General features: G+C 35.0%; 8 protein-coding genes. 5 read left to right on the plus strand and 3 right to left on the minus strand.

Going from position 1 to position 11,822, the window contains the following annotated elements:
* Positions 1-3: 3 nt before the first annotated feature.
* Both Q0951_RS13920 and Q0951_RS13925 read right to left on the minus strand, forming a co-directional pair.
* A complete protein-coding gene (locus Q0951_RS13920; RefSeq protein WP_299337985.1) occupies positions 4-1,215 on the minus strand; it encodes a hypothetical protein in 1,212 nt (403 codons plus the stop codon).
* Positions 1,216-1,217: 2 nt separating this feature from the next.
* Positions 1,218-1,670 (minus strand): hypothetical protein, encoded by a 453-nt coding sequence (locus tag Q0951_RS13925; RefSeq protein WP_299337988.1) that lies wholly within the window; start codon positions 1,668-1,670, stop codon positions 1,218-1,220.
* A 247-nt stretch (positions 1,671-1,917) separates the two neighbouring features.
* On the opposite strand from Q0951_RS13925, the gene Q0951_RS13930 reads away from it, so the two are divergent.
* The 5 genes from Q0951_RS13930 (at position 1,918) to Q0951_RS13950 (ending at position 7,800) form a co-directional block, all read left to right on the plus strand.
* Entirely contained in the window at positions 1,918-3,054 is a 1,137-nt protein-coding gene (locus Q0951_RS13930) for a CNNM domain-containing protein (protein ID WP_299337991.1), read from the plus strand.
* Positions 3,054-3,527: a methylated-DNA--[protein]-cysteine S-methyltransferase gene (locus Q0951_RS13935; RefSeq protein WP_299337994.1), complete on the plus strand. Its 474-nt coding sequence runs from the start codon at positions 3,054-3,056 to the stop codon at positions 3,525-3,527. Before Q0951_RS13930 ends, Q0951_RS13935 begins: the two co-directional genes overlap by 1 nt.
* A gap of 62 nt (positions 3,528-3,589) precedes the next feature.
* Positions 3,590-4,750, plus strand: coding sequence for a serine hydrolase (locus Q0951_RS13940; RefSeq protein ID WP_299337996.1), 1,161 nt, complete (start codon positions 3,590-3,592; stop codon positions 4,748-4,750).
* A 74-nt stretch (positions 4,751-4,824) separates the two neighbouring features.
* Entirely contained in the window at positions 4,825-7,056 is a 2,232-nt protein-coding gene (locus Q0951_RS13945; RefSeq protein WP_299337998.1) for a S41 family peptidase, read from the plus strand.
* Positions 7,057-7,086: 30 nt separating this feature from the next.
* Positions 7,087-7,800 carry a 3'-5' exonuclease gene (locus tag Q0951_RS13950; RefSeq protein WP_299338001.1) on the plus strand — a complete coding sequence of 238 codons (714 nt, stop codon included), beginning with the start codon at positions 7,087-7,089 and terminating at the stop codon, positions 7,798-7,800.
* A gap of 5 nt (positions 7,801-7,805) precedes the next feature.
* Here Q0951_RS13950 and Q0951_RS13955 read toward each other — a convergent pair.
* A partial coding sequence (locus Q0951_RS13955) for a GEVED domain-containing protein (protein ID WP_299338003.1) occupies positions 7,806-11,822 on the minus strand: 4,017 nt, incomplete at its 5' end.

An 11,822-nucleotide genomic window follows, 5' to 3' on the forward strand; every position in this document is an offset into this window, starting at 1 on the left:
TATTTAGTTTGAAGATACTGATGATCCAGAATCCAATGACCAATTAATTCCTAGTAACGACACTAAATTATCTTCTCCAATAGGAAAGTCTTTACCAAAACCTCCAACCAGACTCATTTTCTTATTGACTTGATAAGTAATATTACCAACAGATCTGTATTTTTCGTCATCGCCATCACGTTGTAAATATTCATATGATAAATTGAATTTACCAAGCTCCAACTCAAGTTTTCCTCCTATATCCCAAAAACTGGTCTCAAAATAATTCTGATCTCCATCTACATTAAAGCCGTTATCAATATATCGACTTATACCATATAGATGGAAGTAATTTTTATCATTGAATGGAAGTGCTAAATCCAGAGTAACCCATGCTCCAATACGTTTAGCGGTATTACTCTCAAAACTATTTTCTTTAAATAGTAAACTATATGCCATTGCACCATCTACTCGTAAAATAGGCTTAATGTTTTTCGGGTTGTAATAAAACTTTACAATTCTTGCAGTAATCTCATCAAAGTAAGCTGTTGCCAAACTTTTACCATCTGCATACTTCGATTTATAGTTTGGATTTTGACTTAATACACTATTTGCTGTGTCAATATAATTTTGCGGTATTGTTTTATTCTTGACATACTCATCGGCCATTTCTCTCGTTACAATATCATTGGAAAACACCAAGGTACCATTATATTTATTGAGTGCGTCATCTGAATATGGTTGGCCTGTATCACTTAGGATATTGGCAATTTTATCAGTTTGCTTTCTACTAAATAGTTGAACAAGTGTTGTTCTTAAACCAATAGCTGCAACTTTTTTTTCTTCCTCAAACCCCTGAAATTCTTTATTGGTATAGGCTACAGAAAAAGAGGTATTAGTCTGAAGTGCTTTGAAAGGATCAATAACATATTCTCCTTTTCTGTTTTTCTTTAAGCCGCGATAATCCTCATATGATTTGTCCTTTGTATTGGGTATAAGCCAATATGGATTAGTCTCTAAAGCTATATTTCCGTTAGAAAACCCATTAGACACATAGAGCGCTAAGCTTTTAAGGTTATCTGGTGTGTTAATAGCAGTTGGTGATTCTTCAATGATTGTAAATGCTGGGTTTGCAGTACTTTCAAAATTAAAATCATTAACAGATGCTTCGTTTTCATTTTGTGCATTTATAACAAATACACTCAGAGTAAGTAAAATGATGACAACTCTTTTCATAATTATTGATTCAATGATTTTACAAATTCTCTGTGGTTACTCTTATGGTCTTCATTTAAAACAATTTCAATATTCTTTTCAACTGAAAACTGCTCAGCAGAAACATCTTTGAACTCATTTGAAAAATCTACAAAGGAAGTGTAATAAGTTTTACGATTGTCTTGATCATAAACACTATATCGAATCAAGGTTCGTTCTTTTGCTCTTTGTTTGTTTGGCTCTTGATTCATATCTAAAATAAAAACAAATTTAGCTGCCAAAATTGTACGTTGTTTAGCCTGTTCTTTTGAGAAAGATGCAGAATTAGAATCGTTATTCAGAATTTCAAAATCTGTAGGATCATTCTTTTTTTTAAGTGCAAAGACTGTGGGTCCTATTTGTTTTGCAACAGACTCCACATCTGTAACATTTAGTGTAATCTTTTGATTATTATCAAAGGTTTCAAAAGTTTCCATAATTATATAGTGATTATTGATTGGTTTCTATTTTATATTTACTACAAAATATACAGCCACTCCTCCAGGAGTAACATGTTACTAAATTCTATATTAGGGAGAGAAAAATCAATACCAGCTAAAGGGTACAATGATCATGGTACTAAAGTTACAAATAATTATGTATACAAAATCAATAATTCTATTATATTCAATCTGTGTTCTTTTGAATTATATTGTAAATTAGCAACCAACTAAATTACTTTTAATGGGTTTACTTGTTTTTTACGCAATCATTTCTATTTTCTTTTCCTTTTTGTGCTCTATATTGGAAGCCGTTCTTTTAAGTGTTACACCAACATTTATCAACTTAAAAAAGAGTGAGGGAAAATCTTATGCTTCAGATTTGGAAACACTAAAAAAAGATGTTGATCGTCCTTTAATTGCTATTTTAACATTAAATACCATTGCGCACACAGTTGGTGCCATTTTAGTAGGTGTGCAGGCTAAAGTAGCTTATGTAGAGCTGTATGGTTCTCAAACACGATCTGTTTTTGGTATCGAATTTACCGAAGAACTAATGGTTGGTGTTGTATCAACTATTATGACTATTCTAATTTTGGTTGCCTCAGAAATCATTCCAAAAACTATAGGTGCTACCTACTGGAAACAGCTCGCAAACTTTACAACCAAGGCGCTAAATATCTTGATATTTCCACTTAAGTGGACAGGCATTCTATGGATTTTACAACTCACAACAAAATTAATTGGAGGTAAAGGTCACGGAAGCGTTTTAAGTCGCGAAGGGTTTTTAGTCATGGCTGATATGGCACATGAAGAAGGTGTGTTTCAAGAAAATGAAAGTAAAATCATCAAAAATCTGTTAACTTTTAAAGAGGTATTTGCAAAAGATATTATGACACCAAGAACAGTGATGAAAGCAGATGATGAAAATACCACTGTTGAGGATTTTTTCAATAAGAATATGAACCTTCGGTTTTCACGAATTCCAATATATGTTGATAGTCCAGATAATATTAAAGGCTTGGTTCTAAAAGATGAAGTATTCAAAGAAATGGCTTTAGGCAACGGTTCCAAGAAGCTTTCAGAACTTAAAAGACATATCATTGTTGTAGAGCGTAACTTACCCATTCCTAAATTATTTGAGCATTTGGTTGAGAGTAGAAACCATATGGCTTTAGTTGTGGATGAATACGGCTCTGTGAGTGGTTTGGTGACTATGGAGGATGTGATTGAAACATTACTAGGATTGGAAATCATGGACGAAAGTGATAATGTATCTGACCTTCAATATATGGCAAGAAAGAGCTGGGAAACAAGAGCAAAAAAGCTAGGAATTCTTGACGAAAAATCTTCCGAAGACACAGAAGACACAAATGACTAATGGAAACATGCATCATCAAATCACCTTTAGGTTTTACCAAAATTGTTGGTGATATTGATGGTATTGCCCAAGTAACCGTTTTAAATTCCGAAGAAAAAGAAACAGATATTATTCCTTTGGAACTGGAAGATTGTGCTATTCAACTCAAAGAATACTTTGAAGGCTCCCGAAAGCAATTCAACTTAAAACTTAATGCGCAAGGTACCGACTTTCAAAAATCGGTGTGGACATTCTTAGAGCAAATTCCTTATGGAAAAACAATGTCGTATTTGGAGCTTTCTAAACAACTAGGAGATGTCAAGGCTATTAGAGCCGTCGCTAATGCAAATGGTAAAAATCCATTATGGATTATTGTCCCTTGTCATCGCGTTATTGGGAGTGATGGAAGTCTGACAGGCTATGCTGGCGGACTTCATAGAAAACAATGGTTACTAGAGCATGAGAGCCCTTATAAACAACAATCCCTTTTTTAATACTAATGTATTTAAACCTACACTTAAATTTTTTCTATCTTTAATTATCTAATAGCGTCTACATGAAATTTCTCAAAAAACTTTTAAAATTCTTAGTTGTATTCTTCGGTTTAATAATCATCGTTTTATACATAACAGATACCGATTATCTGATTAAAGCAGTAAGAACAATTTATCTTAAAGGTCATACTACAGCATTTTTGGAAGATTATAAAGAGTTTGACAACCAATCTATTGAAGGCTCTGATGCACCTCAGCCATGGATAAATCACAAAGATTATAATTCGGTTACTACAACACCAAAACTTGAAAAAGCAAATCAGGATTGGGGAACTATTGCTTATCTCATTATAAAAAATGATAGCATTTGGTTTGAAAAATATTATGATGGATTTGGAGAAGATTCAAAATCCAACTCATTCTCTATGGCAAAAAGTTATGTCTCCGGACTCATGGGAAAAGCCATTATGGAAGGTTATATTAAAAATTTAGATCAGCCTGTTTGTGATTTTCTACCAGCGTTTTGTGATGGAAAAGCAGCTAAAATGACCGTAGGAGATTTGTCTTCTATGGCTTCAGGAACTAATTGGGATGAAGCCTATTATTCGCCGTTATCTATAACTACTCGTGCTTATTTTGACGATGATCTCGCTAAAGTCATGAATGGTTTAAAGGTGGTTAATGAGCCAGGACAAGGTTTTAAGTATGCCAGTGGAGACACCCAAATGCTAGCAATGGTGATAGAAAAAGCAACTGGAAAAAAACTATACGATTATTTTGAAGAGAGTTTCTGGAAACCGCTTGGATCAGAAAATTCTACACTTTGGCAAGTTGATAGTGAAGATCACGACCTCGTCAAAGCCTATTGCTGTATTGCCAGTAATGCCAAAGACTTTGCGCGTTTTGGAAAACTCTACAAAGACCACGGAAAATGGAATGGAAAACAAATCTTGGATTCGGCTTTTGTAGCAAAATCCGTTCGACCACGCTTTCCTGAAAGCCCTGAATATGGCTATGGTTGGTGGTTAAGACAAGTTGGCGACAAACACTTTTTTATGATGAGAGGTCATCTGGGACAATATGTATTTGTAGAACCTAATGACAACATAATTATTGTAAGGTTAGGTCATCAAAAATCACCAGATATTGGCACAAAAACCTTCACTGACGATATTGGATTGTACATTGAAGAAGGCTATAACATGCTAAATACGAAGTCTTAATATTTTGTTATTTAACAAATCGTTAGAGTAACTAATATTCAATTTTTGCGTCATTTATGACAAATTAACCAATCATGAAAAAATTACTTTTTAGCTTAGTACTGCTATCTGTATGCATTGATACAAAAGCGCAAAACGATCTCAACTTAGACTTCGAAACTTTAAAAGATGCCAATACTTCGGTAGGCTGGAGTTCCTTCGGAAATGGTGATTATCAAATTACATACGACACAAAAATTGTTAAAAATGGTAAGGTGTCTGGTGCGATAGAAAGTACTGGTGATAATATTGAATTTAAAGCCTTAAGTTATAATATACCTGCAAATTTCGGTGGAAAAAAAATAAAGCTTACCGGATATCTCAAAACTGAAAATGTTGAAAATGGATGGGCAGGTTTATGGATGCGTATTGACCCTCAAATAGCTTTCGATAATATGCGATCAAGAAAAATTGATGGTACAAACGACTGGAAAAAATATGAGATTGAATTAAAGCTTAATAACAGAGCACAGCAAATTGTTTTTGGTGGCTTATTATCAGGATCTGGTAAAATATGGGTGGATGACCTCGAAATTACTGTTGACGGGAAACCCCTTAATCAAGCGCCAGAAAAAGCATTAGATAAAGTGCAGTCTGATAAAGAATTTGATAAGGGTTCTAATATCTCATTTGGTACTTTAGATGCCAAACAAATTGAAAATCTTGAGCTTTTGGGACGTGTTTGGGGATTTTTAAAATATTACCATCCTGAAATTGGAAAAGGAAATTACAACTGGGACTACGAATTGTTTAGAATACTTCCAAAATACCAAAAAGTAAGCTCTAATAGTGAGCGTGATAATCTACTGCTAAACTGGATCAATGGTTTGGGCAAAGTAGAACCTTGTAAAAAATGTAAACCAACGTCTGAAGATGCCTTTTTAAAACCTGATTTAGAATGGATGACAACTGGCAACATGTCTGAAGCGTTAACTGAGAAACTACAATACATTCAAAACAACAGACACCAAGGCGAACACTACTATATTGGTGTAATACCAAATGTTGGAAATCCAGAATTTAAAAATGAGAATCCTTATGCGGATATGACCTATCCTGATGCTGGATTTAGACTCCTCTCGCTTTACAGATATTGGAATATGATCAATTATTTCTTTCCAAATCGTCATTTGATGGATAAAGATTGGGACACTTGTCTGGCTGAATACATTCCTAAATTTCTAAAAGCTAAAAACGAACTTGAATATGAAATAGCAGCTATCAAAATTATTGCAGATATCAAAGATACTCACGCCAATCTTTGGGGCGGAAATGATAAAGTGCAAGAACAACGAGGAACATTTGTACCTGATGCTCATGTTAAATTTGTTGAAAACAAGCTTGTTGTAGATGCATATTTTAATGAAGATAATACGAGCAGTAGCGGATTAAAACGTGGAGATATCATTACACATATCAGTGAAAAATCTGTTGATGACCTCGTTAAAGATCTACATGATATGTATCCTGCGTCAAATCAACCTACACGTTTGAGAGATATGAGTTTTGACCTGTTACGCTCTACAAATAACACATTAAACGTCACTATTCTTCGCGATGGAAAAACACTGAATACAACATTAGACCTCTTTAATCGTGATGAAATTTCTGGATATTACCGATGGTACAAATCAGAAAAAGACAAACCTAGTTTTAAGATGCTTGACAATAATATTGGTTATGTCACACTAAAAAATATTTCTCAGCTTGACGTCCCTGAACTGAGAAAAGAGTTTAAAGACACAAAAGGAATTGTGGTTGATATTCGTAATTATCCTTCAGCGTTTATGCCCTTTTCTTTAGGATCTTTCTTTGTGTCTAAATATTCAACTTTTGTTAAGTTTACCAATGCAAATCTCAATAATCCAGGAGAATTCAACTACGGAAAAGATCTATCTATTCCACCAAAAGGACGATTTTATAAAGGAAAAGTTGTAGTTTTAGTCAACGAAACATCTCAAAGTCAAGCAGAATATACAGCTATGGCATTCAGAGCTGGTGATAACGTTACAATTATTGGAAGTACAACTGCTGGTGCAGATGGCAATGTCTCAACGATTTACCTGCCAGGTGGAATGCGAACCATGATTTCGGGAATTGGTGTACATTATCCTGATGGAACCGAAACACAGCGTGTTGGTATTGTTCCAGATATTGAGGTAAAACCTACGATTGATGGTATAAGAGATGGTCGTGATGAAGTGCTTGAAAAAGCCATGGAAATCATCAACCAAACCATTACAACAAACGAAACGATTAAAGATTAACCAAAGATTTCTTTAAAAACTGAAATAGTCATGATTACAAAATTAAATATAGAAAATATTCTATTTTTAGATATTGAAACAGTTCCTGAAACCGAACATTTTTCTGAATTGAATAAAACGAAGCAAGATCTATGGGAACACAAATCGCAATACCAACGGCGTGATGAATTTACTGCTGAAGAATTTTATGAGCGTGCTGGTATTTGGGCAGAGTTTGGTAAAATTATTTGTATTTCCGTAGGTTATTTTAAAATGGAAGGTGACGTTAGAACCTTCAGGGTCACCTCGTTTTATGGTGAAGAAATTACAATTCTGAAAGATTTCAAAAACCTATTAATTACACATTTCAGTAGTAATAAGCATTTACTTTGTGCACATAATGGTAAAGAATTCGACTTTCCTTACATTGCGCGACGTATGATCATTCATAACATAGAGTTACCTTACAAATTAAATCTCTTCGGAAAAAAACCCTGGGAAGTCCCACACCTCGACACCTTAGAACTTTGGAAATTTGGAGATTTTAAGACTTACACCTCTTTAAAACTTCTCACCAATGTATTAGGTATTCCATCACCTAAAGATGACATTGATGGTAGTCAGGTATATCAAGTATATTACAAAGAAAAAGAACTCGATAGGATCATTACCTATTGCGAAAAAGACACCATTGCAGTAGCTCAGATTTTCTTAAGGTTTCGCGGTGATGAACTGCTACATGATAACGAAATCATTCATGTATAGTGTCCTTAATTAATAATTACTTTTTGAGTTTTCTTTTGAAAATCATTTTCTAACGATACTATATAAGATCCAGAACTAATACTAGTTACATCAATAACATGTAAGTTTTGCGAACTATTTAAAGTTATGTTTTTAATCAATCTACCTTGTAAATCGTAAATAGACAACTCTGAATTTTGTAACAACTGTCCTTTGATATGTAATGCTTTAGGTTGTGTAGTTGTATAAATTTTTAAATTATCTAAATTATTAATATTTGTGCTTAACGTTTCCTCATTAAAACGAAGGTAATAACGTCCTATTGAATTTAAATTCTCATTTGGAGTTATAATATAGTCGCTATTATTTAACAAGGTGAATGTATTATTTAAGGTATCTTCTAAATACACTTCTATATTTTCAGGTAAATCACTTTCTGATATACTCAATACTATTTGTTGTCCCTGCGGAAAATGGACTCCTAATGGAATCACAGCATTAGATAAGGCATCAAATCCAAGCGATTGTATCGCCATATCAATTCCTATATTTTCCTCTAATAATTGTGAGTAAATAGCAAAATCTGAAGGTGCTTGTTCACCATAAATACTCGCGTCATAATTAAAGTCCATACCGTTAGAAGCATTATCAGTAAAATAGAAATCTGTTTTATAAATTCCTTCCACAGGGTTTTCTAATTTAAGTTGTAAGTGCTTAATATTTGTGTTTCTTCCGAGGATAAAATCATCTGCATTACCAATACGACGCATGTCTGGTGTAAAATTGATTTGACCATTATTTGTTGCTGAAGCAATTAAGAACCCTTGTCCTGGCGTAATAATAGCATCAGGGTTTGCATCAGAGTACGCTTGGTTCCATATCGTCCAACCATCTGAAGCATAACCATCGTAACCATAGATTCCTGCACTTTGCAAATCAAACTGCGAGCTATTAGCTAGAAGAAAATCAGATAGCTTAATATATGAAGGATATGGGTTACCTACTAAATTCCACTCTGGATTTGTTGGTCCATCATTGACTATTGGCACACTTACATCATCTGTTTCTACGAGTCCGTTAAATGTAAACGTACCATCATCTGTAGAAGCAGCTCTATAACCAGTTCCTGCATTTAATGTTGCTGTTTCTGTATTACTATAAATTAAATATGTGTCTGTGACTTTATCAAAAGGTCCAAATAAGAACAACGTATTAGCAGAATTGCTCAAAATGTTTGGGTTATCAGCTCTAAAATCTATAAATGATTCGCCATAAACTGGAGGAGCAATTAAATCATTACCACCTACACTTGCTGTTGTATTGACGTGTCGTTTATACTGTGCTTTTCCAACGACAATACCGTTAACAATTAAACTTGAATATTCATCTGAATCTGATTCTAAAACAACATCATCATTGGTAACAAAATCACCGTTCACTGTCATAGATTTCGCTTTTTCTATCACTATACCAGCACCATCATTAACTCTAATGTTGTTAATCTGTATGTCGTCTAATACTGTATACGTTCCATCTAAGATAATCGCATTTTCTGATACTGTAGTTGGCGAAGGCCCATAAGGTGTCCAAGCACTATTAGAGTAAATCAAATCATCAGATCCATAAAGGGTTACTGAATAATCTTCAACTTCTCCAAAATCAAACGTTTCACATGGTGTTGGAACCGCATTATATTTCATTGATACGCGCATTCTTGTTTTTTGCCTTGAAGTCCCTGTTGGAATTGTAAAGGTTCCAGTTATTAATGCGGCTTGTGTATTACCTTGGGTAAAAACCTGCTCACCAGCATCCTCAAAATCACCATCTCTATTGAAATCAATCCAAACAGAATAAGCTTCATTATAAACTGTTCCCGTCCAAATTGGTGTTATTGAGATTGTATATTGTTCACCCTCAGTTAAAGGTGTTGAAATACTTGTAAAATCTGAATATGTTTGTGATCCTGAAACATTATCAATAGTATTCAATTGGACTCTGCTTATATATTCTTCACTTGCATTATTACTCGCAGAACCACAATAGTTAAGTACTACGTCTAAAGTTGTAAAATCAATTGCAATGGTATAAGATGAGGTAAATTCACTAGAACATTTACTTCGAACTTGAACAACATATTGCGTAAGTGGTGTTAAAGATGTTAATATTTGTGTATTTGTTGAAATATCTAAAATATCAATCCAAACAGAACTACCAACTTCACGATATCTTAAGTCAAAATCTACTCCTACCAGGGAATCCCAGTTAATAGTTGCTCCAGTAGCGGTAATAGAAATAGCATTCAATCCTGTTGGCTCGGCTGGCAGTGTCCCTGTTATTTCCCAAGCACATGTGGTATTATTAAACGTTGCAGTCTCGTAACACTCAGTTGCTGGCTCTGCAGGTTGGGTTCCTGTGATCTCCCAAGTACATGTGGTGTTATTAAACGTTGCTGTCTCGTAACACTCTGTTGCTGGCTCTGCAGGTTGGGTTCCTGTGATCTCCCAAGTACATGTGGTGTTATTAAACGTTGCTGTCTCATAACATGCTGTTGCTGGTTCTACAGGTTGTGTTCCTGTGATCTCCCAAGCACATGTGGTATTATTAAACGTCGCAGTCTCGTAACACTCAGTTGCTGGCTCTGCAGGTTGGGTTCCTGTAATCTCCCAAGTACATGTGGTGTTATTAAACGTCGCAGTCTCGTAACACTCAATTGCTGGCTCTGCAGGTTGGGTTCCTGTGATCTCCCAAGTACATGTGGTGTTATTAAACGTTGCTGTCTCGTAACACTCTGTTGCTGGCTCTGCAGGTTGGGTTCCTGTGATCTCCCAAGTACATGTGGTGTTATTAAACGTTGCTGTCTCATAACATGCTGTTGCTGGTTCTACTGGCTGTGTCCCTGTAACTTCCCATGCACAAGTTGCATTGTTAAAGGTTGCTATTTCCCAACATTCTAATCCTGTTGGTTCTGCTGGTTGTGTTCCTGTAATATCCCAAACACATGTTGTGTCATTAAAAGTTGCTGTTTCATAACATGCTGTAGCTGGTTCTACTGGTTGTGCCCCTGTGATCTCCCAAGCACATGTTGTATTATTGAACGTTGCTATCTCCCAACATTCTAACTCTGTTGGTTCTGCTGGTTGTGTTCCTGTAATGTCCCAAACACATGTTGTTTCATTAAAAGTTGCTGTTTCATAACATGCTGTAGCTGGTTCTGCTGGCTGTGCTCCAGTTACCTCCCAAGCACAAGTTGAACTATTGAACGTTGCTATCTCCCAACATTCTAATCCTATTGGCTCATCAGGTTGTGTTCCTGTGATATCCCAAGTGCATGTTGAATAATTATAAGTTGCCGTCTCCCAACACTCTAAGCCACCAGGTGGATCTTGTATTGTGACAGTAACCACAGCAATGCATGAATCTTCATTCCCGTTCGAATCTTTAATAGATAGTGTTACATTATTGGCTCCTTCATCAGCACAAGTAAATGCAGTTTTGGATACGGAAATAGATGCAATTCCGCAATTATCCGAAGACCCATTATTTATATCACTACCTGTAATTATAGCATTTCCAGTAACATCCAACTGAACCGAAATGTTTTGACATACTGCAACAGGGTTTTGGTTATCAACGACAACATTTACATTAAAAGATGCTGTATTTGTATTTCCAGAATCGTCAGTTACAGCATAACTAATTATTGTTGTTCCTGAAGGAAAAACATCTCCACTATTAAGTCCGCTACCATCAGTTCTTACGACAGTTAGTGTCGTATCACAATTATCAGTGGCAGTAGGATCAGTGAATGTAGGTTGATTATTTCCGCAGGTTAAATTAATATCACCTGGAACATTTATAAATTCTGGATCAATTTGATCTACAACTGTAACAGTTGCGATACATGTATCTGTTTGACTATCTCCATCAGTAACTGTTAAGGTAACATCCACAGGTGTTCCTATGTTACTACAATCAAAAGTATCAATATCAATACTTAGGTTTGTAACAGCAACATCATCTGAAGATCCACCATCGACATCGGC

This window comes from uncultured Psychroserpens sp. (assembly GCF_947501425.1).
GTDB lineage: Bacteria > Bacteroidota > Bacteroidia > Flavobacteriales > Flavobacteriaceae > Psychroserpens.

Excerpts from the sequence above, each read along its gene's own strand:
- Q0951_RS13920 (WP_299337985.1), bottom strand. The coding sequence starts at position 1,215 with ATGAAAAGAGTTGTCATCATTTTACTTACTCTGAGTGTATTTGTTATA.
- Q0951_RS13925 (WP_299337988.1), bottom strand. The coding sequence starts at position 1,670 with ATGGAAACTTTTGAAACCTTTGATAATAATCAAAAGATTACACTAAAT.
- Q0951_RS13930 (WP_299337991.1), top strand. The coding sequence starts at position 1,918 with ATGGGTTTACTTGTTTTTTACGCAATCATTTCTATTTTCTTTTCCTTT.
- Q0951_RS13935 (WP_299337994.1), top strand. The coding sequence starts at position 3,054 with ATGGAAACATGCATCATCAAATCACCTTTAGGTTTTACCAAAATTGTT.
- Q0951_RS13940 (WP_299337996.1), top strand. The coding sequence starts at position 3,590 with ATGAAATTTCTCAAAAAACTTTTAAAATTCTTAGTTGTATTCTTCGGT.
- Q0951_RS13945 (WP_299337998.1), top strand. The coding sequence starts at position 4,825 with ATGAAAAAATTACTTTTTAGCTTAGTACTGCTATCTGTATGCATTGAT.
- Q0951_RS13950 (WP_299338001.1), top strand. The coding sequence starts at position 7,087 with ATGATTACAAAATTAAATATAGAAAATATTCTATTTTTAGATATTGAA.